This is a genomic window from Devosia ginsengisoli (genome assembly GCF_007859655.1).
Classification (GTDB): Bacteria; Pseudomonadota; Alphaproteobacteria; order Rhizobiales; family Devosiaceae; genus Devosia; species Devosia ginsengisoli.
In genome coordinates this window covers 441,104-462,144 of record NZ_CP042304.1, presented here as the reverse complement: position 1 = coordinate 462,144, position 21,041 = coordinate 441,104, and the positions used below count along the sequence as shown (strand labels likewise).

Sequence of the window (21,041 nt, the reverse complement as noted above, 5' to 3'; positions counted from 1 at the left end):
CAAGTCGTCAGATGTTCAATTTCAAGTCAACGATAGCGATCGGGCTGTCGATTATCTTGTCGGCTAGCAGCGTCCTGCCCGCAACGGCGGCGCTCGTCTACGACCGCAACAGCGCAGAATGGGTAGACGAGTCGACGATCGTGCAGAGTTCGCGCGGCGGCAGCCCGGTCCGCAAGGAAATCGTCAACTACGAAACCAACCACAAGCCCGGCACCATTGTCATCGAGACCGACGAGCGGCGGCTCTATCTCGTGCTCGAAGACGGCAAGGCGATGAAATACGGCATCGGCGTGGGCCGGGACGGGTTTACCTGGTCGGGCACCCACCGCATTACCCGCAAGGCGGAATGGCCCGGCTGGACCCCGCCGCCGCAGATGCGCAAGCGCGTGCCGGACCTGCCGGCCTATATGGAAGGCGGCCCGAACAATCCGCTGGGCGCCCGCGCGCTCTATATCGGCTCGACCCTCTATCGCGTGCATGGCACGTCCGAACCCTGGTCCATCGGCCAGGCCGTGTCGTCGGGCTGCATCCGGCTGACCAATGACGACGTCACCGATCTTTATGAACGCGTGAAGGTTGGCGCGTTGATTGTCGTCAACCACTAGTACAAGCGCCTCCCGCGCAAATTCGAGGGCTGCCGTTTCGGCGGCCCTTTTGTTTTGAGCCGGCTTTGAAAGCCGCCGGACAGGATGTAGGTTGGCGCCATGAATGCTGTGACCTCCCCTGCCCGGCCGCTTGTCGATACCTTTGGACGGCATATTTCCTATCTGCGCATTTCGGTGACGGATCGCTGCGATTTCCGCTGCGTCTATTGCATGGCCGAAGACATGACCTTCCTGCCCAAGAAGGACGTGCTGAGCTTCGAGGAAATCGAGGCCATAGCCGGAGCCTTCATCGCGCGAGGGGTGACCAAAATCCGGCTGACCGGGGGCGAGCCGCTGGTGCGGCGCGATATCATGGAACTGGTGACGACGTTGGGCGGGCGGATCGGACATGGGCTCGATGAGCTGACGCTGACCACCAATGGCAGCCAGTTGCGCAGGCATGCCCAAGGGCTGGCCGATGCGGGCGTGCGGCGGCTCAATGTTTCGCTCGATACGCTGGACGCGGAACGGTTCCGCGCCATCACGCGGCGCGGGCGGATCGCGGACGTGCTTGATGGAATTGATGCCGCGCAGGCGGCGGGACTGGCCATCAAGATCAACATGGTGGCGATGCGCGGCGTCAATGACGACGAAATCGAGCCCATGATGGCATGGGCGCATGGGCGCGGGATGGGACTGACGCTGATCGAGGGCATGCCGCTGGGCGAAGTGGGCATCGACCGGGTCGACAGCTACCTGCCGCTGCGCGAACTGCATGACCTTCTGGCGCGACGCTATACGCTGAGCAAGCTCGACAAGCGCACCGGCGGGCCGGCGCGCTATGTGCATGTGGCCGAGACCAATGGCGTGTTGGGCTTCATCACGCCGATGAGCCACAATTTCTGCGAGAGCTGCAACCGGGTGCGGCTGACGGCGGCCGGGCAGCTCTATCTGTGCCTGGGGCAGGACGACCAGGTGAATTTGCGCGATGCGCTGCGCGACGGCGGGCCGGCGGCGCTGGATGCGGCGCTGGACCATGCCATGCTGATCAAGCCCAAGGGGCATGATTTCGTCATCGACCGCAGCCGGCCGGAACCGGCGCTGGGGCGGCATATGAGTGTTACGGGAGGCTAGAATGGGCGAGCGGATTACATTGACGGCCAGTGACGGCTTTACCCTCAACGCGTATCGCGCCGAACCGGAGGGGCGCCGCGCGGCGGGGTTGTTGTCATCCAGGAGGTCTGGGGGCTCAACAATTTCGTGCGCGGCGTGGTGGACCGTTTTGCCCGGCATGGCTTTCTGGCAGTGGCGCCGGCCATGTTCGATCGGGTCGAGTTCGGCTACGAAAGCGACAATTACACGCCGGAGCAGTTTGCCATTATCGGCGAGCTGATGAAGAAATTCGACCACAAGACGGCCATGCTGGACGTGACAGCGGCCATCGGCGCGGCCAAGGCCGGCGGCAAGGTGGGCATTACCGGCTATTGCTTCGGCGGTGCCGTGAGCTGGCGGGCGGCGGCGCATGAGGGGATCGGGCTCAGCGCGGCCTCGGGCTATTATGGCGGCGGCGTGCCGAACTATATCGAGCTGGCGCCCCGCATTCCCATCGAGATGCATTTCGGCGACCGGGATACGGGCATTCCGCTGGAGCAGATCGAGGCGCTGAAGGCGCGGCATGCCGAGGCGGATATCTATACCTATCCGGCCGGCCACGGCTTCTGCAACAGCGACCGGCCGGGCAATTTTAACGAGGCGGCCTGCACCAAGGCCTCGGCGCGCACGCTCGACTTCTTCCGCAAGCATCTTGGATAGGCTGAGCCAGCATCGGGCCTATATCGAGGCGGAATGGCGCAGCCTGCAGGCAGCCCCCTTGTCGCGGCGCAAGGCGATGCTGGTGGCCGCGCTGATCGATGCCTTCGCGGACCGGATGTTTGCCGTGGAAGGGGCGGAGGATATCCTTGCCTATCGGGCGGAACTGGCGGCGGCGCACCCGGCGCTGGGGCTGGTGATGGCGCTTTGCGCGGGGCGTGACGGGATGGCTGTGGTGACCGAGGCGGTTGCGGTACCGATCGCCGACTATGGCGCCCTTGGTGTCGAGGATTTCATGGTGAGCCTCTACAATGACCACAGCGTACAGCGGCTGCGACTGGCGCTGCCGGATGGGGAGCGGCGGGACATGCTGGTGGTGCTGGGGGAGGCGATTGCGGGGTTGGATCTTGCCTAGCCCCTGCCCTCGGCGCGTTCGATCAGTTCGATGATGATGCCATCGGGGTCGCGGACGAAGGCGACGCGTTTGATCAGGGCGGTGTTGACGGCGGCGCGGGGGCGTTCGAGGATTTCGACGCCGGCGGCTTCGAGCTTGGCGAAAATCGCGTCGACACTTTCGAAGGCGAAGGTCAGGTGGCGCAGGCCGGCTTCATGGGGCGGCACGTCGCGGGAGCGGGCAATCTGGGCGGCTGGACAGGCGATTTCGAGCATGCCGCTGCCGGTATCGAGGAAGGCCATCTCGCCGCGGTCGTTCTGCTTGCGCTGGGCCAAAGTGAGGCCCAGCAGGTCGCAATAAAAGGCGATGGTCCGGTCCAGGTTGCCGGACGTCATGCCGACATGCTCGAAACCGACCAGGCCCGTCATTTGTCGTCGTCGACCACGATGGCGAAATCGAGCGGGAGGGCCGTGGTGTATTTGATCTGGCCCATGGCGAAGGCGGAACTGACATCGGTCAGGTTGATCTTGCTGATGAGCCTTTTGTAGAAGGCATCATAGGCGCCGATATCGGGCACGACGACGCGCATCAGGTAATCGACTTCGCCGCTCATGCGGTAGAATTCGACCACTTCGGGGAATTCGTCGATGACGCCGGAGAATTTGCGCATCCAGGTGTCGTTGTGCTCGTTGGTCTTGACCGAGACGAAGACGGTGACGCCGACATTGACCTTGGCGGGGTCGAGCACGGCGACGCGGCGCTGGATGACGCCATCCTCTTCCATCTTCTGGATACGGCGCCAGCACGGCGTGGTGGAGAGCCCCACCTTGCGGCCGATTTCGGCCACCGGCATGGTGGCATCCTTTTGCAGGAGCGTGAGAATTTTTCGGTCGATCTTGTCCAGTGCCATAATGCCCCCACGAAATCTGATTTCCAATTCCGGCGCAATTTAATCCGAAATTGGCGCAATGCGTGCCACGTCCGGGCAAGTTTAGCAATAAACTTGCGCAGATCAAGTGATGTGGTGGCGCAGGGGTGCAGCCTCCACTCGCCCGACCTCGTGGTTCGACGGGCTCACCATGAGGTCTCTGCATCAAAGGCCCAGGGCGGAGAGCCAGCCGCTGATGCCCTGTGGGCGGGGGTGGTCGTCGCGCCAGGTGCGGGGAGCGTCGAAATCGCCGGCCCAGATGCCGAGGCGGTGGTTGCGGGCGGCGGCTTCTTCGGTCCAGTAGCGGCCGGCGGAGATGGCGAGGCCCTCGGCAACCATAGTGGCGCCGAGGTCGTGGCCGCCGACGCTGCAGGTGGCGAGAAGGCGTTCATATTGGTCGGTGTCTTCGGGGCGGCAATCGGCGGGGCCGGCGGCCAGAAATTGCGCCATGCGGTCGCGCGCGGCGCGGCCACAGGGCCAGGTCCGGCCATCGGCGGCGGTGCAGCTCTGCGCCAGTTCGGGGGCGTCGAGGCCAAGCAGGCGAATGCGCTTCTCGCCCAGGCGGAAGCTGTCGCCGTCGCTGACGCGGGCCTGGCCGGCGACCGGTGGCGGTGGGGAATCGAGCGCCGCCGCGACGACGGCGATAACGGCCAGGACCACTACGGCGAGGACTGCCCCGCCCGGGCCGCGAAAGATGGCATTGCGCCGGCTTCGTCGCTGCAGGATTTCACCACCTGTTAACTACGCGCTCGCTAGTGTCGTCCCGAGCGTAGCGAATGTGTGTTCTGTTCGCATCATTTAGTAACGAGTACGAGTTCCATGGCGTCGCAGCCGGCTGTCATCGATGACGTCCGTTCCCAGATGGGACGGGACAGCAAGCGCACGGCGCAGAAGACCGTGCTGGATGCGCGCCAGCGCCTGACCTCGAGCTCGGGTACGCGCGCCGATTTCGATTTCGAACTGATGCATGACTATGCGCAGTCCCGCCTCAATGCGGCACTGCCCATGGCGGCTATCGTGGTCATTCTTTCCGTCGTGGCGAGCCTGTGGGTGCCCGTCGTCTTCACCTCGCTCTGGGCGGGGCTGGTGATCCTGAGCCTGCTGATCGTCGTGCTGATGGCGCGGCGCTTCAAGACCAGCGATCCATCCAAGTTCAATGCGAGCCGTTGGACCACGACATTCGTGGCAGGGGAAACGGTTTATGGCCTAGCCTGGTCATTGCTGGCGCTGTTCACGCTGGTGGCGGAGCCGGCGACGCTGACGCCTGTGATGTTTGCCATGGTGCTGGTGAGCGTGGCGGCCAATGCGGTGGCGACCCATACCCTGCCCCCGGCCACGCTGATGAGCACGCTGCCGGTGACGCTGACGGTTTCGGCCAATCTCATCGCGCTGGGCGGCACGCTCAACTATACGCTGGCCGCAGTGGCCATTTGCGGCGAAATCTTCTTCGTCTACCTGGCCCGCCAGCTGCACGGCACCGAGCTCGAAACCATTTCGCACCAGGCGGAAAAAGATGCGCTGATCGGCGAGCTGGAAGAAGCCCGGCACATGTCGGACGAGGCGCGGCGCCATGCCGAACAGGCCAATATCGCCAAGTCGCAATTCCTCGCCACGATGAGCCATGAGCTGCGCACGCCGCTCAACGCCATTATCGGCTTTTCCGAAGTGCTGAAATCGGAATTGCTGGGGCCGCACCAGGTGCCGCAATACAAGGAATATGCGGGGGACATCCATGGCAGCGGGCAGCATTTGCTCAACCTGATCAACGAGCTGCTGGATCTCAGCCGCATCGAGGCGGGCAAGTACGAGTTGAACGAGGAAGTGGTGTCGCTGGTCGATATCGCCGAGGATTGCCGCCGCATGATGGAGCTGCGCGCCAAATCCAAGGGCATCGAGCTGGTCTATAATATCGGCAACAACCTGCCCAAACTTTGGGGCGACGAGCGCGCCATCCGCCAGGTGGTGCTGAACCTTCTCAGCAATGCCATCAAGTTCACGCCGCAGCATGGCAAGGTGGTGCTGGTGGTGACGCGGAGCGGCGATGGCGGACAGTTCATTTCGGTCAAGGATAATGGACCGGGCATTCCCGAGGACGAGATCGAGACCGTGCTCTCATCCTTCGGCCAGGGTTCTCTGGCGCAGAAGACTGCCGAACAGGGCGCGGGCCTGGGCCTGCCCATCGTGCAGAAGATCATGGAACTGCATCAGGGCCGGTTCGACCTGTTCAGCAAGCTGCGCTTCGGCACCGAAGTGATCGCCACCTTCCCCCGCGCCCGCGTGATGGACGCGCTGGCGCCGGTGGTGGAGAAGCGCAACCGGCTAGAAATCTTCTCGGAAGCCGGCTGATCCCCCTATTTCCTCGCTTGCGCCGAACGGCCCAGAAAGGCGCGGCGCTCGCTTTCCTCGGTCAGGCTGGCGCTGCGCAGGCGGAGGATATCCTTGCGCGCGATGAGGCCGACCAGGGCATGGGTGGCGGGATCGACGACGGGAATGCGGCCCATATCGGCGGCGACCATCAGGTCGGTCACGCGACCCACCAGATCATCGGGGTGGGCCACGGTGAGCGAGACGTCGGACACCACATCGTAAAGCGTCTGGCCGGCGTGATCGTCGCCAGCCTGCCAGCGCAGGGCATCGGCGCGGGACACCATGCCGACCGGCACGCCATTGTCCAGCACGACAGGATAGGAGCGGTGGGCATGTTCGGGCTGGCCGAAAAAGACCGCGGCGTCTTCGACGGGCATGGCCGATGGCAAAGTATCGACGGATTTGACCATGATCTCGAAGGCGCGGGTCATTTCGAAGGGATCGGTGCCGTATTCGCGGGTGAGGTGGCGGCCACGGCGGGCGATCTTTTCGGTGAGGATGGAGCGGCGCAGGGCCAGCACGGTGAAACCATAGGCGGCGACGGCGGCGGTGAAGACCGGGATCAGCAGGCCGATATCGCCGGTCAGTTCGAGGATGAACAGCGTGCTGGTCAGCGGGGCGCGCATGGTGCCGCCCATCATGCCGCCCATGCCGAGCAGGGCCCAGAGCGCCGGATCGCCGGGCAGGAACTGGCCGACGAGATAGCCCAAAGCGCCGCCCAGGATCAGCAATGGTGCCAAGACGCCGCCTGATGTGCCCGAGGACAGGGCCACGAGCCAGATGACCGCCTTGACCAGCAGTACGGCGATGACCGCCTGGACCACAGCGTCGCCTGCGGCGAGATCGGCGATCACGTCATAGCCGACACCCAAAGCGCGCGGTTCGATCAGCCCGCCGAGGCCGACGACGACACCGCCGATGGCGGGCCACCACATCCAGTGGATGGGCAGGCGCTCGAACAGATCTTCGGCCTTGTAGAGCAGATTGGTCAGCAGGCCCGATTGCAGGCCGGAGAGAATGCCCAGGCCAGCGCAGAGCAGCAGGCCCCACCAGGGCAGGTCGAAGGTGACATCGGCCGGAAACAGCGGGCCGGTGCCGAACATCAGCGGACGCCAGGCCATGGAGACCATGCAGGCGACGGCCACCGGAATGAAGCTGCGCGGCTTCCATTCGAACAGCAGCAGTTCGACGGCCAGCAGCACGGCGGCCATGGGCGTGCCGAAGATTGCCGCCATGCCGGCGGAGGCGCCGGCCACGAGCAGCGTCTTGCGCTCGGCGGCGCTGAGATGGAACAGCTGGGCGAAGAGCGAGCCGATGGCGCCGCCGGTCATGATGATCGGGCCTTCGGCGCCGAAGGGGCCGCCGCTGCCGATGGAAATGGCCGAGGACAGGGGCTTGAGCACGGCGACCTTGGGCGACATCAAGCTGCCGCCGATCAGGATGGCCTCGATGGCTTCGGGAATGCCGTGGCCGCGAATCTTGTCCGAGCCGAAGCGCGCCATGAGGCCGATCACCAGCCCGCCGACAACGGGCGCCAGCACCATCCAGGGGGAGCGCGCCACGGCATCCATGTGCAAGGGGGCGGTGCTGAACTGGCCGAGCCAGATCAGGTTGGACACCAGCGAAATCAGCTCGACCAGCAGAAAGGCCGCCACCGAGGCTGCCGTGCCGATCACCACAGCCATGGCAATCAGCAGGAGAACACGCCGATCGGTGGTGAAATCAGCGAGACGGCGCGAGGCGGCTGACCCACTGGTTTGCGCACCTGACGGGGCGGTGGTGGCGCGGTCCTGCATATGTCGTCCTCGCTGGGGCATGCTATTGGGATGAGATGACGCGCCGGTTATATCGTATCACGATATATTTCAATCCTGACCAGGAGGGTAGCAGCCATGCAGAGCGCCGAGCCGGAGCGACTGAGCCAGTCGGACTATGAGGTGCTGTCGCGGTTCCGCTTCGCGCTACGCCAGTTCACGGCTTTCAGTTCGCGTGCGGCGCAGGCCGCCGGCCTGCCGCCGCAGCAACATCAGGCGCTACTGACGATCAAGGGCCATGCCGGCCCGGCACCGATGAGCGTGGGCGTGCTGGCCGAGCAATTGCTGATCGCGCCGCAAACGGCCACCGAGCTGGTCAATCGGCTGGCCGATGGTGGGCTGGTGGCGCGGGTAGTCGATAAGCACGATCGGCGGCGCCAGACGCTGGCGCTGACCGGCAAGGCAGAGGCGCTGCTCGGGTCACTGACCGTGGCGCATCTGCGCGAAATGCGGCAGCTTGCGCCGGAGCTGATCACGCTGCTGCAGGCGCTGGAACGACGAGGCTAAACGCTCAGGCGTCCTTGCCGCTGACGGCAGCACTTTCGAAAGTGGCCATGTTGTTGTGGAGGTGGAGCGCCGTCTTGGCGAGGACGGCCGCAAGGGCTGCGCCGCTACCTTCGCCCAGGCGCATGCCGAGATCGAGCAGGCCTTTCTGGCCCATGGCTTCGAGGGCGCGGGCATGACCACTCTCGGCCGAGGTGTGGGCGAAGAGGCAGTGATCGATGGCAGCCGGATTGACCGCGTGGGCGATGGCGGCAGCCGCGGTGGCGACGAAGCCATCGACGATGACGGGGACTTTCTGGTGGCGGGCGGCGATGAGGGCGCCGAGCATGGCCGCGATTTCGCGGCCGCCGAGACGGGCGAGGATGGCGAGCGGATGATCGAGGGTTCCGGCGTGGTGGGCCAGCGCGCGATCGACAGCGTCGGCCTTGCGGGTCAAGCCGGCGTCATCGACGCCGGTGCCGCGGCCGACCCAGTCGGCGCCGCTGCCGCCATAGAGGGCAGCGTAGATGGCCGCGGCGACGGTGGTGTTGCCGATGCCCATTTCGCCCAGGCAGATCAGGTCGGGCTTACCGGCAATGGCTTCCATGCCATAGGCGATGGTGGCGGCGCACATCTTATCGTCGAGCGCGGGTTCCAGTGTGATGTCGCCGGTGGGCATTTCCAGCGCCAGTTCGAACACACGCAGGTTGATTTCGTGCAGAGCGCAAATCTGGGAAATGGCGGCGCCGCCATTGGTGAAATTGGCGACCATCTGTGCCGTCACCTCACGCGGGAAGGCGGAGACGCCCTGGTCGGTCACGCCGTGATTGGCGGCGAAAATGGTGACCATGGGATTGTCGAGCCGGGGCTGCGCCCTGCCCTGCCAGCGCGCGAGGAATTCGACCAGGCCTTCCAGCGCCCCGAGCGAGCCTGATGGCTTGGTGAGCTGCGCATCGCGGGCGCGAACGGCGGCAACGGCCGCTTCGTCGCCATCGGGCGGCAGGGTCAGGAGCTCAATGACATCGGCATAGGCGGGGCTGAGCGGGGGCATGGCGAGTCGGCCTGATTTTGGCTAGGAAGGACGCGACCTTGTTGCCGATCGCGGGACGAAAAGCAATTGAACGCCAACGAGCCTTCCATCGAGCCGGACGAACCCAGCAGCCCGCGTGCGCCGGTCGGCGGCCTTGGCCTGCGGGCCGATTTCATCATGGCAATGCGGTTCTTTTCGCGGCTGCCGACGGGGGATTCGCCGCACCAGACACCGGATCTCGGGCGGATCGCCATGGCGCTGCCGCTGGCCAGCACGGCCATCGGCATCGTGCCGGCTTTGCTGCTGATCGGGGCGGTGCTGCTCGGGCTGCCGAGCTATTTTGCCGCGGCTCTGGCGGTGGGCGCCATGGTGCTGGCCAGCGGGGCGATGGCCGAGGATGCTCTGGCCGATGCGGCGGACGGACTGTTTGGCGGGCACACGGTCGAGCGGCGGCTGGAGATCATGAAGGACAGCCGGCATGGCACGTATGGCGTGGCTGCGCTCTGCCTGTTCCTGCTGTTGCGGGTGACGGCGCTGGGGGCGGTTGCTGATATCAATCCGCTGACGGCGGGGGCGATCTGGCTGGCGGCGAGCATTGTCGGGCGGTCGGGCGCGTTGTGGGTGGCGGTGGCCTTGCCGCCGGCGCGGGCGGATGGGGCTTCGGCTACGGCGGGGCGGTTGCCGGTGCAGGGCTTTGCGGTGGGCGCGGTGTTTGCCGTGGTGCTGCTGTTTCTGCTGGGCGGCCCGGCGACGAGTTTGGTGGGGCTGGGGGCGGCGCTGTTGCTGGCGGTGGGTGTGATTGCCGGATGGACGGCGTTGTGCCGGCGGCTGGTGGGCGGGCAGACCGGGGACCTGATCGGGGCGCTGGGGGCGCTGGTGGAAATTGCGGTGCTGGCTGGGTTGGTGGGGTTTGTCTGAAACCCGATTTCGCCCAGCCACCACATGTCACCCTCGGGCTTGACCCGAGGGCTCTGTACTAACCGGGCGCTCCGCAAGTGTAGAGCCCTCGGGTCAAGCCCGAGGGTGACGGTCAGTGGGTGACGGTCGGTGGGGGGACCATATAAGGGACGGGCCTTGAAATTGGCGTAAGCGCTGCCTTTATCGTATTGATGGAAAACACGAACCGGCCGGAGGCGCAGGCATGATCTTTATCGGCATTGCGCTGGTTGTCGCGGTGGGGCTGGCGCTGCTGATCAGCGCCGATGCGGGAAGCATGGTGGGGCTGACGCAGGCGCAGACGGCGCAACTGGTGCCCCTGCTGGTGATCCTCATCGTCATTGCGGGCGGGGTGTTCACGCGGCGGCGCAAGGCGTCGGAGCTGATGGGCAGCGTGTTGCTCTGGGTCGGCATTTTTGGTGTCGCGGCACTGACTTATGCCTATCGGGACGAATTGACCAATGTGGCGGCGCGGGTGGCCGGGGAGTTCCGGCCGGAGGTTGCCGTGGTCGATGCCGAACAGGGGCTGGCGACGTTCCGGCGCGGCATGGGCGGGCATTTCGAGATCAATGCCACGGTCAATGGCCATACGACGCCGATGATTTTCGATACCGGCGCGAGCGCGGTGGTGCTGACCATTGCCGATGCCGAGGCGGCGGGGATCGATACCGACGGGCTGGCCTTCACCATTCCGGTTTCCACCGCCAATGGCACCGGGCGGGCGGCGCGGGTACGGCTGGACCGGATCGAGGTGGGCGGCATTGTGCGGGAGCGGGTGGTGGCGTTTGTCACCGAAGGCGGGGCGCTGGAAACGAGCCTGTTGGGCATGACATTCCTGGAAACGCTGAGCCGGTACAGCGTGACGCAGAACTCGCTGGAGCTGCAGGATTGAGGGGGCCTCAGGTAGGCACGTTCTTTCCCACCCACCAGCGCCTCCCCCGGACTTGATCCGGGGGTCTCTTGCCGCTTGTGCCGTACTGAGAGTGACCCGCGGATCAAGTCCGCGGGAGGCGATTGTGGGTGGGAGAGTTTAGCGCTTCCCCGTAGCGCACCGGTTTAGCTGGCCTCCGCCAAACGCGGGCGGGTGACGGCTTCGAGGGCGCGTGACATGACCGTGGAATCCGCACCGGGCTTGCAGGCGTCGACGCTGAGGATCTGGCGGAACTGGCGGGCGCCGGGCAGGCCGTTGGCGAGGCCGAGCATGTGGCGGGTGATGGCGTTGATGCGCGTGCCCTCTTCGGCCTCGCGGTCGGCATAGGCGGCCATGGCCTGCATGACGGCTTCGATTGTCGCCGGCTCGGTGGCGATGCCGAAGAAGCGGCGGTCGACTTCGGCCAGCAGCATGGGGGTGTGATAGGCGGCGCGGCCGAGCATGACGCCGTCCATATGGGCCATTTCGGCTTCGGCGGCGTCGAGTGTTTCGAGGCCACCATTGATCATGACGGGCAAGGGCGCGAGGCGCGCGCGGAGGCGATGGACGCGATCGTAGTCCAGCGGCGGAATGGTGCGGTTTTCCTTGGGGGAAAGGCCCTTGAGCCAGGCCTTGCGGGCGTGGACATAGAGGGCATCGACACCTGCGGCGACCATGGCATCGGCGAAGCGGTCGAGGCTCTGCTCGGTATCCTGATCATCGATGCCGATGCGGCATTTGACGGTGACGGGCCGGTCGGTGGTGTCGCGCATGGCGCGGACGCAATCGGCCACCAGGTCGGGCTCGGCCATCAGGCAGGCGCCGAAGCGGCCGGACTGGACCCGGTCGGAGGGGCAGCCGACATTGAGGTTGATTTCGGCATAGGCGTAGTCTTCGGCAAGACTGATAGCCTGGGCCAGTTCAGCCGGATCGGAGCCGCCCAATTGCAGGGCGACGGGCGCCTCCTCGTCATTGAGGCGCAGATGGCGATGCGCATCGCCATGCACGATGGCGGCGGCGGTGATCATCTCGGTGAACAACAGGGCTTCGCGCGTGAGGAGGCGATGCAGATAGCGGCAATGCCGATCCGTTAGGTCGATCATCGGCGCCACGCTGAAGCGGCGGGCGCGGGTCAGGTCGGGCTTGTTTGCGGCGTCGAGGCTTTGCACGTCGGGGATGCGCTCCAGATTGGCGCGCACCTATACTATACGACCGGCGCGCGACCAAGGCCGCCACGGGATGACAGGGTTGCGATGACGCGGTCGGCCATGTTGTCGCAACGAGCGCCGTCGAAGGGGAAGACGTCGGCGAAGGAGCCGGCAATGCGCTGTTCGATGGTGGCGCGCAGCAATTGGCGAGCCCGATGCAGGCGGGTCTTGACCGTTTCCGGCTTGATGGCGAGTTGGCTGGCGGCCTCGGCGGCCGACAGGCCTTCGATATCGCGGAGGATGAAGACGAGCCGGAAGGCTTCGGGTAGCTCGTCAATGGCGTGTTCGAGCAATTTGCGCATTTCGGTTCGGTCAGCCTCGCTATCGGCGGGAAGGGGCACAAGGGAGATCGGAAACAGGGCGGCAAGGCCGGTATCGGTCTGGGCGGCGGCGTCGAGCGCCGTGAGGTCCGTGGTGGTGCGGCGCTTGCGCATGCGGCCCAGGGCATCGTTGAGGGCGATGCGGGTGAGCCAGGTGGTGAAGCGGGCCTCTTCGCGGAAGGTATCGAGATGGGTGAAGGCCTTCACATAGGTGGCCTGGACCACATCCTCGGCTTCGGCATCATTGCGCAACACGCCGCGCGCCACGCGGAACAGGCGCTGGTTATTGGCCTTGATGAGGCGGCGGATGGCGGTTTCGCTGCCCTGCCGCGCCTGCGCGACAAGGGCGGTTTCGCTTTCGGCCGTGGCCTGTTCGGTCGCGATCATATCCATGACGCCCATAACCTCATTCGTGCCGTATCGTGCCACCAGCCAGGATATCGGCAATGGCGGGGAAATTGGCCAGGGCGACATCCGGCAGAGCGGTGAGGGCGGCATCCGTCACCGTAGCGGGATAATCCGCCGCTGGCGCGTCGCCCACCACGATGCGGCCGACCATGCCCGCATGCTCATGCGGCAGGCAGTAATAATCATAGACCCCCGGCACGATCAGCGTCACCGAGAACGTCTCGCCGGGCAGGAGATAGTCCGAATCCCAAGGTTCGGCGCCATCGGGGATGCGTTGCGGGCGGTCGAAGATCGACGGGTGATAGGCGGTCGCGGTATGGGCATTGCCCGCATCCTGATTGGTCCAGCGAATGGTCTGGCCGGGCTGGATATGGATGCCGATGGGGTCGAACCAGACATCGGAGCCGTCGGGCCGGCCGGTCATGGCCAGATCGATGGTATCGGCGCCCAGCGCGACGAGAGGGCGGACGGCAAAGGCGGCGAGGGTGACCCCGCCGACCTGCAAGATGTTGCGACGCGTGAGCATCACTGCGCCACCCGGGCTTCGTCGGCGACCGGCACATGCCAGAGCACGACATGGATATGGGGCTCTTCGACGCCGGGATGGCCGGCATTGTAGTAGACATCGACGTGGTCGACATTGCCGCCGGGCGCCGCGAGGTCTTCGAAGCGGTTGTCGGGATTGAGGTCCTTCATGGGCAGCATGTAGATGGTGCTGACCAGGGCGCCATCGTGGTCATAGGCCAGGAACGGGCCGGCCGGCAGGGTGGCCGGATCGACGAAGAGCTGGCCCATGCCGGGCAGGAAATCGGGCAGCGGGACCAGGCCACTGACGGCGGCGAAACTGCCCGCGGGCGGGGCCTTGGCGATATCGGCCGGCACATCATGGGCCAGCGCCGGCAGCGCGCCCAGCATGAGGGCAGCAGTGGCAAGGGCGAGGACTTTCACTTGGCATCTCCTGGTTCGACGGCGGCCTGTGCCGCTGTTCTGAACCATTGGATGGTGTGGGGCGGGAAAGGTTCCCGGGTGGTGCTGTCGCCGGGGCTTTCACCTTCTCCCCTCGTGGGAGAAGGTGCCCGAAGGGCGGATGAGGGGGCGAGCTATCCGCTGGCCGTGAAGCATGGGTGAGCGCAGCCCCCTCACCCGGAAATCCGCTGGACGCGGATTTCCCCCCTCTCCACGAGGGGAGAGGGGGGCCGGCGTCAGGACAGGCCCGCGAGCGAGCATTGCTGCAGGAAGCGGCCGAGGTCGGGTTCGGTTACGCGGGCGGCAGCTTCGGCGAGGGTGAACCAGGCGCGGCGGCGCTGGGGCTTTTCGGGCCAGTCGCCCAGCAGGCGGCGCAGCCGGACGGCGAAGACGTCGACCGTGCAATCGAGGGCGTCGCCCTGCTTGCGGATCTTGCGATAATCGAAGGCGCCGATCGGCTCGGTGCCGGATTCGCCCTGGACGCCGGCTTCCTCGAATGCCTCCTGCAAGGCCGAGTCAGCCGGCGTCTTGCCCTCGATATGCCAGCCTTTCGGCAACAGCCAATGGCCGCTGATGCGCGAGGTGACCAGCAGGACTTCGATGCCGCTGCCGGCCTGCCGCCAGACCAGGGCCGCGACCTGCCGCGCCGAGGTTTCGGCGGCGGTGGTCGGTTCGGCCTGGTGCCGAGTGGTCATTTTCGGCCCGCTGGCGCCCGCTTGCCGGCGAGCTCGGACACCGAATTGACGGCTGACGATTTGTCCTTGATCTGCTTGGGTTTTTTCATTTCGCGATTGCCATTACGCTTGGCCATGTGTGTTGCCTTATCGTGCGACGGCCCATCGCGGCACGCGCGGCAAAGCCGGGCGCGTGGCGTCAGCCGGCGGCAAGCGCAGGCGGGGCACGTCAGGTCTTGGGGAAAGGTGATAGGGCCCTGGGCTGGTTCTTGCCGGTGGCAGGTAACCAGACCAGGCTAGCGGCTTGCGATGAAGCTCGCCCGGAAACTATGGCTGCAAAGGCGCAGAAGAGATTGCATGGGCGCATTATGCCCGTGGGGCACTGGAAGTCAAACCAGGTCCCAGATGTCGAGGCGAAAGGCGGCCCGCACGAGCCGCCTTTCCTTATGGGTCAGGCCTTGGCGAGGGCCTGTTCGAGATCGGCGATGATGTCGTCGATATGCTCGATGCCGATGGAGAGGCGCACCAGATCTTCGGAGACGCCGGCGCGGGCCAGTTCCTCGGCATTGAGCTGGCGGTGGGTGGTGGAGGCCGGATGGCAGGCCAGCGACTTGGCGTCGCCGATATTGACCAGCCGCAGGATCATGTTGAGGGCATCGATGAACTTGCCGCCGGCTTCCTGCCCGCCCTTGATACCGAAGCTGACAATGCCGGAGGCCTTGCCCTTGGTGATCTTTTTGGCGACGGCATTGTATTTGTTACCGGGCAGAGCCCCGTAATTGACCCAGCTCACCTTGGGATGGTTCGAAAGGAATTCAGCCACCTTGAGCGAATTTTCGCAATGGCGGTCCATGCGCAGGCCCAGGGTTTCGAGGCCCATGAGGAACAGGAAGGCACTGTGCGGCGAGAGGGCCGCGCCGGTATTGCGCAGGGGCACGACGCGGCAACGGCCGATATAGGCGGCCGGCCCCAGAGCCTCGGTATAGACGACGCCGTGATAGGACGGATCGGGCTCGTTGAGCACCGCGAAGCGATCCTTGTTGGCCTTCCAGTCGAACTTGCCGCTATCGATGATGATGCCGCCGATGGAATTGCCGTGACCGCCGATATATTTGGTCAGGGCATGCACGACGATATCGGCGCCGAAATCGAAGGGGCGGCAGAGATAGGGCGTCGCCACGGTGTTATCGACGATCAGCGGCACGCCATGCTTGTGGGCGATCTGCGCCAGGCGCTCGATATCGACCACATTGCCGGCCGGATTGCCGATGGATTCGCAGAAGACCGCGCGGGTCTTGTCGTCGATGGCGGCCTCGATGGCGGCGAAATCGTCGCCGGCGGCCATGCGCACTTCGATGCCCTGGCGGGGGAAGCTGTGCATGAACAGGTTATAGGTGCCGCCATAGAGCTGGCTGGTGGCGACGATGTTCTCCCCTGCACCGGTTATGGCCTGGATGGCATAGGTGATGGCCGACATGCCCGAAGCCACCGCCAGCCCGCCAATGCCGCCTTCCATTTCCGCCACGCGCTTTTCCAGCACGTCGGTGGTGGGGTTCATGATGCGGGTATAGATGTTGCCGGGGACCGCCAGATTGAACAGGTCGGCGCCATGCTGGGTATCATCGAAGGTGAACGAGGTGGTCTGGTAGATCGGCACTGCCGCCGACTTGGTCGTCGGGTCCGGCGTATAGCCGTGATGCAGCGCCAGCGTTTCGAGCTTCATAAATATTCTCCTCTGTCGGACCGGTGACCGGCCCCAACTGCAATGCACAATACCCACTATCGGCCGCAGGCCAAGCGCGCGACCGTCGCAGGGTTCCGGGATTCGACCGGAGTGTTGACAGCCGGAATTATAGCAGTCAAATGAATGATATTGTCTGATGAAAACAAAAAAGCTGGTTTATCTAGGATGGACATCGCTTTAGCAAAGACGTTTCTCGAAATTGCCGAGACGGGCAGTTTTGTTGCGGCGGCGGGGCGTTTGAACGTAACGCAAACCGCGGTCAGTGCGCGGGTTCATGCGCTGGAAGACCAGCTTGGGCGACGGCTTTTCATCCGCAACAAATCCGGCGCGCGGCTGACGCCGGCCGGCGAGCGCTTCGTGCGCCATGCGACGACGCTGGTGCAGGTGTGGGACCGGGCGCGGCAACAGGTGGGGCTGCCACAGGGGCGGGTCGACATTGCCAGTGTCGGCGCGGAAATCAGCCTGTGGAACCCGATCCTGGCCGACTGGCTGGTGTGGATGAAGCATGAAGCGCCCGATATCGCGCTGCGGGCCGAGGTGGATACGCCGTCGCGATTGCTGGAGGCGGTACATAGCGGGGCGCTGGACATGGCGGTGCTGTATGATCCGCCGCCGCAGGGCGGCAATAGCGTGGTGGAGCTACTGACCGAGGAAAAGCTGGTCATGGTGACCACCAGCGCCGATGGCGAGCGCGGGCCGCCAGAGGATTATGTGCAGATCGATTGGGGGGCGTCGTTCCAGGCCAGCCACCAAGCGGCTTTCCCGGAAATCTCCAGCCCCGGCGTGCTGATCTCGCATGGTCCGCTGGCCCTGCTCTACCTGACGCGGGTGGGTGGCGCGGGCTATTTCCGGCTGAGCGCGGTGCAGCCTTTTCTCGAAAGCGGGCGACTGCATCGGGTGGCGGATGCGCCTGAATTTTCCTATTCGGTGCATATGGTCTATTCGAGCCGCGCCGAGACGGGGCTGATCGATCGGATGCGGCGAGGGTTTCGGTCGAGCGCGGTGTAATCGCTGGCCGACCTTTCCCCGATAGCCCGATGCGTATGGCCCACCCCCACCCTTGATCCCTCCCCACAAGGGGGAGGGAGACGCATGGGCGAGGTCAGTGATCCAATATTGCCCTTGCACTGGACGGGCTTCCCTCCCCCTTGTGGGGAGGGAATGAGGGTGGGGGTGTCGAGGCTTCCACGAATTTTGCTGAAGCGCCGACACCCCCCTCCCTAGCTCTGCTTACGGCCCTTCGGGCCGAGCGGCGCTACCCTCCCCTCAAGGGGGAGGGTGAGCTGAGCCCCTGCTGCTGGCTAGAGAAGAAGGTGCAGGCCCCTGCCCTTCGAGGAACAGGCGCAGTTGCACCAGTTGGTCGCGCAGAGCGGGGCGGGAAATGCTGGGGATCAGGCTACCGAGGGACTGCAGGATGAGCGCCTGGGCGGGGAGCCTGGCCGATACGACGGGATGCGGCGGTAGGGCTGCGCCCTGGCTTTCATTGGTCGCGAGGCGGCGCATCTGCAGGGCCCAGCTGGCCAGTGTCGCGGCTTTTGCGGCAAAGGGCGGCTGGCTGGAGGCGGACGGATCCATGCCCTGGGCCAGGGCGGCGCGCAAGGCGGCTCGCATCTGGGCGGCGAGCAGGGACAGATCGTCGGCCAGGTCGGCCTCGCCCATATAGGCGCCGCTCATTTCGCCGGCATAGCAGACGGACGAGGCGAGCTCGACCGGTTCGGTCTCGGCCGTTCCGGGCGCGATGGCCAGCAGGGTTTCGGCCTCGGCGACGATCTGCGCCAGCCGGTCGGCGGCGCTGGTGATCGCGGTGATATAGCCGATGCCGGTGCCGGCATAGAGGGCCATGGATCCGAAATCGCCGGTCATGGAGCGGAGGGGTGAATCGGTGCTGAAGAGGTAGATCGGGCGGCCCTCTTCGTCGCCGATGACCAGGCGTTCGGAGGCATGGGGATCGCCGCGGGCGCCGCTGGTGACGGCGCTCTTGAGCACGCGGGTGGGGGCATTGGGCGGCCAGTTGATATGGAAGCTGCTGGTCAGCACCGTATCGTCGGCCTCGGCCGCCAGCAGGCGTTGCTTGTGATAGGCGTGGGCGAAGGATTCCTCGGTGGCCATAAGGGCGGTGCCCAGCACGATGCCCGACGCGCCGAGCGCCATGGCGGTGACGAGGTCTGCCCCCGTGGCCATGCCGCCAGCGGCGAGGACCGGAATTTTGACCGCGTCGGCTACTTCCGGGAGCAGGTCGCGGATGGCGCGGGTGCCGCGGACGTGGCCGCCGGCCTCGCGGCCCTGGGCGATGACGATCTCGACGCCTGAACGCGCCGCCTCGATGGCTTCGTCGACCGAGCCGACCTGATGCACCACCATGATGCCGGCATCGCGCAGGCGCCTCGTCACCTGCTGGTCGAGGGTCCAGAAGGTGCAGACCACGGGTACGGCCAGCGCGATAAGGGTGGACACCTGGCGCTCCAGCAAGGCCGGGTCGGTGGAGGCGGGAATGATGTTCACGCCGAAGCGGCTGTGACCCAGTGCGCGCAGGCGGGTGACTTCGCGTTCGATCAGTTCCGGCGGCTCGCGCACCATGCCGAGAAAGCCGAAGCCGCCTGATGCGGTGACGGCGGCGACCAGGTCGGAACGGGCGACGCCGCCCATGCCTGCCAGAACGAGGGGGAGCTTGCTCCCCAGCAGGTGGCAGGCCGAGCTGTCGGGCAGCGTCATGTCAGGCCTTTCGCGACGACTGCAGGAAATCGAGCAGCACCAGAGCGTGATTGTGCTGCTCGTCATGGGCGGCGTAGAGCAGCGTCACCTTGCCATGCATGTGGCGCAGCTCGATCCACCGCCTCGGTATTACCGGAGAGTTCGGTGCGATAGCGATGGGTGAATTCGTCCCAATTGGCGGGATCGTGGCCGAACCATTTGCGCAGAGCCGGGCTGGGCGCCACCGCCTTGAGCCACAGATCGAGCTCGGCTTCGTCCTTGCTCACGCCGCGGGGCCAGAGCCGGTCGACCAGCACGCGCTTGCCGTCATCGGCGGCCGGGGGCTCGTAGATCCGCTTGACGGCAAAATGCGGCGGGGCGTCACGCATCGTCGTCGGTCGCCACCAGGAGCCAGCCGGGCTGGCCGGCTTTCAAGTCGCGCTCGAAGGTCCAGACTTCGGACGTGACGGCCACCCGGTCGGGGCTGCCGGATATGACCCTGCCCTCCCGGTCGCGGGTGACGGAGACCAGTTCGGCGACAAAGCGCACGTCGATCCAGGCATAGCCCTGATCGCGCCCGGCATTTTCTATGGTCACGCTGCGAAAGCCGATGAACATGGTTTCGGCAGTTTCGCCCCGCGCGGCGCGCTCGGCAAGCGTATTGGCGAAACTCTCGCGCAGGGCCGGAGACAGCAGGTCGGCGCAGGGCTCCATATTGCCGGCGGCGAAGGCGCCGACGATCATTTCATAGGCGCGGCGGGCGCCATCGAGGAAAGTGTCGATGCTGTCATAGCGACAGGCGGTGGCGATGCGTTTGAGGATGACGGCAAGCGGGGTGTCGCCATCGGGGCCTGGCGTATGGACCGCCGGGCTGGCGCCGGAGGACGGCGCGGGCTGGGGCGCCAGCGGATCGGCTTCGGCGGCCGGCGGGTGGACATTGGTATAGACGCGCCAGGACACGGCGATGGAGAATGCGATCAGCAGATAGTCGAGAATGCTCAGTTCGTTCATCTGGAACTTCCTTGCTCCGGCGACGCAGCCACAAGAGGCGCCGCGTCCAGCAGAGGAGTGAGCGTCTCGATGCCCATCACCAGGCTAACGCTGCGGGACAAGTCAGTCCAACGAATATTATTCGCCGTTTGCATAACAAATTTTGCATTTATTTGCAGGGAACGGAGGTTTCGGCCGGGCATTGTATCGGCGAGACTGCATGATCTGGATCAATGACGGGCCGGACCAGGGGCGTAGTCTGGGCGAGAGAGCGAAAGGACATGACATGTACACACGCATCGTTGTCGGCATTGACGGATCGGAACTGGCTACCAAGGCGCTGCGCCACGCACTGGCGCTGGCCAGGGAAAACAAGGCAAGGCTGTTTGCGGTGACCGCGACCGAGCCGCCCGTGCTCATCGCGCCTGGCGCGGAAATGATGTCGATCAATACCGGCGAGATCATTGAGGAGCTGGAAAAGGCCAAGGCCAGTTCGGCCCAGGAAACGCTTGATGAAGCCGATGCACTGGCGAAGGCCGAGGGCGTCAAGCTGGAAAAGACGCATCTGCCATCGACTATTGCGGCCGATGCCATTCTCGGGATGGCCGACAAGCAGGGCGCCGACATGATCGTGATGGGGTCGCATGGGCGGCGCGGGCTGGGGCGGCTGCTGCTGGGCAGCCAGGCCGCCGAAGTGCTGGCGCGGGCCACCATTCCGGTGCTGGTGGTGAAGTAGGCCAGCTTCGGCGCTAACATGTTAGCGGTGGCGGGATGGCGTGATTTCC

The 21,041-nt window shown here is 65.3% G+C and carries 23 protein-coding genes and 1 pseudogene; 10 read left to right on the top strand and 14 right to left on the bottom strand.

Annotated features, from left to right (window positions below; translation table 11 throughout):
- Positions 1 to 11: 11 nt before the first annotated feature.
- The 4 genes from FPZ08_RS02355 (at position 12) to FPZ08_RS21820 (ending at position 2,808) form a co-directional block, all read left to right on the top strand.
- Complete coding sequence (locus tag FPZ08_RS02355; protein WP_146288498.1) at positions 12 to 605, top strand: L,D-transpeptidase; 594 nt, start codon at positions 12 to 14, stop codon at positions 603 to 605.
- Positions 606 to 704: 99 nt separating this feature from the next.
- Positions 705 to 1,718 (top strand): GTP 3',8-cyclase MoaA, encoded by a 1,014-nt coding sequence (moaA, locus tag FPZ08_RS02350; protein WP_146288497.1) that lies wholly within the window; start codon positions 705 to 707, stop codon positions 1,716 to 1,718.
- Positions 1,719 to 1,844: 126 nt separating this feature from the next.
- The gene (locus FPZ08_RS02345; RefSeq protein ID WP_246132782.1) at positions 1,845 to 2,396 is read left to right on the top strand and encodes a dienelactone hydrolase family protein; all 552 of its coding nucleotides are present in this window, start codon (positions 1,845 to 1,847) and stop codon (positions 2,394 to 2,396) included.
- The gene (locus FPZ08_RS21820; RefSeq protein WP_186767180.1) at positions 2,389 to 2,808 is read left to right on the top strand and encodes a hypothetical protein; all 420 of its coding nucleotides are present in this window, start codon (positions 2,389 to 2,391) and stop codon (positions 2,806 to 2,808) included. Before FPZ08_RS02345 ends, FPZ08_RS21820 begins: the two co-directional genes overlap by 8 nt.
- On the opposite strand, the gene FPZ08_RS02335 is transcribed toward FPZ08_RS21820, so the two are convergent.
- The 3 genes from FPZ08_RS02335 to FPZ08_RS02325 form a co-directional block, all read right to left on the bottom strand.
- Positions 2,805 to 3,215: a VOC family protein gene (locus tag FPZ08_RS02335; protein WP_146288496.1), complete on the bottom strand. Its 411-nt coding sequence runs from the start codon at positions 3,213 to 3,215 to the stop codon at positions 2,805 to 2,807. The two genes, FPZ08_RS21820 and FPZ08_RS02335, sit on opposite strands and share 4 nt — an antisense overlap.
- Complete coding sequence (locus FPZ08_RS02330; protein WP_146292874.1) at positions 3,212 to 3,691, bottom strand: Lrp/AsnC family transcriptional regulator; 480 nt, start codon at positions 3,689 to 3,691, stop codon at positions 3,212 to 3,214. The genes FPZ08_RS02335 and FPZ08_RS02330 overlap by 4 nt, the downstream gene beginning before the upstream one ends.
- A gap of 189 nt (positions 3,692 to 3,880) precedes the next feature.
- Positions 3,881 to 4,375: a thermonuclease family protein gene (locus FPZ08_RS02325; RefSeq protein WP_186767179.1), complete on the bottom strand. Its 495-nt coding sequence runs from the start codon at positions 4,373 to 4,375 to the stop codon at positions 3,881 to 3,883.
- A 159-nt stretch (positions 4,376 to 4,534) separates the two neighbouring features.
- Between FPZ08_RS02325 and FPZ08_RS02320 the strand changes: the two genes are divergently transcribed.
- Positions 4,535 to 6,061 (top strand): sensor histidine kinase, encoded by a 1,527-nt coding sequence (locus FPZ08_RS02320; RefSeq protein ID WP_146288494.1) that lies wholly within the window; start codon positions 4,535 to 4,537, stop codon positions 6,059 to 6,061.
- Between the two features lie 5 nt (positions 6,062 to 6,066).
- Here the strand turns inward: FPZ08_RS02320 and FPZ08_RS02315 are convergent, their stop codons facing one another.
- A complete protein-coding gene (locus FPZ08_RS02315; RefSeq protein ID WP_146288493.1) occupies positions 6,067 to 7,878 on the bottom strand; it encodes a chloride channel protein in 1,812 nt (603 codons plus the stop codon).
- Positions 7,879 to 7,974: 96 nt separating this feature from the next.
- Between FPZ08_RS02315 and FPZ08_RS02310 the strand changes: the two genes are divergently transcribed.
- Positions 7,975 to 8,403 carry a MarR family winged helix-turn-helix transcriptional regulator gene (locus FPZ08_RS02310; RefSeq protein WP_146288492.1) on the top strand — a complete coding sequence of 143 codons (429 nt, stop codon included), beginning with the start codon at positions 7,975 to 7,977 and terminating at the stop codon, positions 8,401 to 8,403.
- Positions 8,404 to 8,407: 4 nt separating this feature from the next.
- Here the strand turns inward: FPZ08_RS02310 and cobT are convergent, their stop codons facing one another.
- Entirely contained in the window at positions 8,408 to 9,430 is a 1,023-nt protein-coding gene (gene cobT, locus FPZ08_RS02305; protein WP_146288491.1) for a nicotinate-nucleotide--dimethylbenzimidazole phosphoribosyltransferase, read from the bottom strand.
- 66 nt (positions 9,431 to 9,496) lie between these two features.
- Here cobT and FPZ08_RS02300 point away from each other — a divergent pair, with 66 nt between their 5' ends.
- Positions 9,497 to 10,327: an adenosylcobinamide-GDP ribazoletransferase gene (locus FPZ08_RS02300; protein ID WP_146288490.1), complete on the top strand. Its 831-nt coding sequence runs from the start codon at positions 9,497 to 9,499 to the stop codon at positions 10,325 to 10,327.
- A 223-nt stretch (positions 10,328 to 10,550) separates the two neighbouring features.
- Positions 10,551 to 11,237 carry a retropepsin-like aspartic protease family protein gene (locus FPZ08_RS02295; protein WP_146288489.1) on the top strand — a complete coding sequence of 229 codons (687 nt, stop codon included), beginning with the start codon at positions 10,551 to 10,553 and terminating at the stop codon, positions 11,235 to 11,237.
- Between the two features lie 164 nt (positions 11,238 to 11,401).
- Here FPZ08_RS02295 and dusA read toward each other — a convergent pair whose 3' ends face one another.
- From dusA to FPZ08_RS02265, 6 genes are all read right to left on the bottom strand, one after another.
- Positions 11,402 to 12,358 (bottom strand): tRNA dihydrouridine(20/20a) synthase DusA, encoded by a 957-nt coding sequence (gene dusA, locus FPZ08_RS02290; protein ID WP_246132858.1) that lies wholly within the window; start codon positions 12,356 to 12,358, stop codon positions 11,402 to 11,404.
- Positions 12,359 to 12,459: 101 nt separating this feature from the next.
- A complete protein-coding gene (locus tag FPZ08_RS02285; protein ID WP_246132781.1) occupies positions 12,460 to 13,176 on the bottom strand; it encodes an RNA polymerase sigma factor in 717 nt (238 codons plus the stop codon).
- Between the two features lie 13 nt (positions 13,177 to 13,189).
- Positions 13,190 to 13,717, bottom strand: a complete 528-nt coding sequence (locus FPZ08_RS02280) for a plastocyanin/azurin family copper-binding protein (RefSeq protein WP_146288487.1) — start codon at positions 13,715 to 13,717, stop codon at positions 13,190 to 13,192.
- On the bottom strand, positions 13,717 to 14,106 hold the full coding sequence (locus FPZ08_RS02275; RefSeq protein ID WP_146292870.1) for a DUF5602 domain-containing protein: 390 nt from the start codon (positions 14,104 to 14,106) through the stop codon (positions 13,717 to 13,719). The genes FPZ08_RS02280 and FPZ08_RS02275 overlap by 1 nt, the downstream gene beginning before the upstream one ends.
- Before the next feature lie 287 nt (positions 14,107 to 14,393).
- Complete coding sequence (locus FPZ08_RS02270; protein WP_146288486.1) at positions 14,394 to 14,852, bottom strand: NUDIX hydrolase; 459 nt, start codon at positions 14,850 to 14,852, stop codon at positions 14,394 to 14,396.
- Between the two features lie 430 nt (positions 14,853 to 15,282).
- Positions 15,283 to 16,554 (bottom strand): O-acetylhomoserine aminocarboxypropyltransferase/cysteine synthase family protein, encoded by a 1,272-nt coding sequence (locus FPZ08_RS02265; protein WP_146288485.1) that lies wholly within the window; start codon positions 16,552 to 16,554, stop codon positions 15,283 to 15,285.
- A gap of 186 nt (positions 16,555 to 16,740) precedes the next feature.
- Here FPZ08_RS02265 and FPZ08_RS02260 point away from each other — a divergent pair, with 186 nt between their 5' ends.
- A complete protein-coding gene (locus tag FPZ08_RS02260; RefSeq protein ID WP_146288484.1) occupies positions 16,741 to 17,583 on the top strand; it encodes a LysR family transcriptional regulator in 843 nt (280 codons plus the stop codon).
- Between the two features lie 258 nt (positions 17,584 to 17,841).
- Here the strand turns inward: FPZ08_RS02260 and FPZ08_RS02255 are convergent, their stop codons facing one another.
- The 3 genes and pseudogenes from FPZ08_RS02255 to FPZ08_RS02245 form a co-directional block, all read right to left on the bottom strand.
- A complete protein-coding gene (locus FPZ08_RS02255; protein WP_146288483.1) occupies positions 17,842 to 19,287 on the bottom strand; it encodes an NAD(P)H-dependent flavin oxidoreductase in 1,446 nt (481 codons plus the stop codon).
- A 1-nt stretch (position 19,288) separates the two neighbouring features.
- Positions 19,289 to 19,655: pseudogene (locus tag FPZ08_RS02250) on the bottom strand (DUF488 domain-containing protein).
- Positions 19,648 to 20,277 (bottom strand): Tim44/TimA family putative adaptor protein, encoded by a 630-nt coding sequence (locus FPZ08_RS02245; RefSeq protein WP_146288482.1) that lies wholly within the window; start codon positions 20,275 to 20,277, stop codon positions 19,648 to 19,650. The pseudogene FPZ08_RS02250 and the gene FPZ08_RS02245 overlap by 8 nt, the downstream one beginning before the upstream one ends.
- Positions 20,278 to 20,542: 265 nt before the next feature.
- On the opposite strand from FPZ08_RS02245, the gene FPZ08_RS02240 reads away from it, so the two are divergent.
- Positions 20,543 to 20,992, top strand: coding sequence for a universal stress protein (locus tag FPZ08_RS02240; protein ID WP_186767178.1), 450 nt, complete (start codon positions 20,543 to 20,545; stop codon positions 20,990 to 20,992).
- The last annotated feature ends 49 nt before the right edge of the window (positions 20,993 to 21,041 follow it).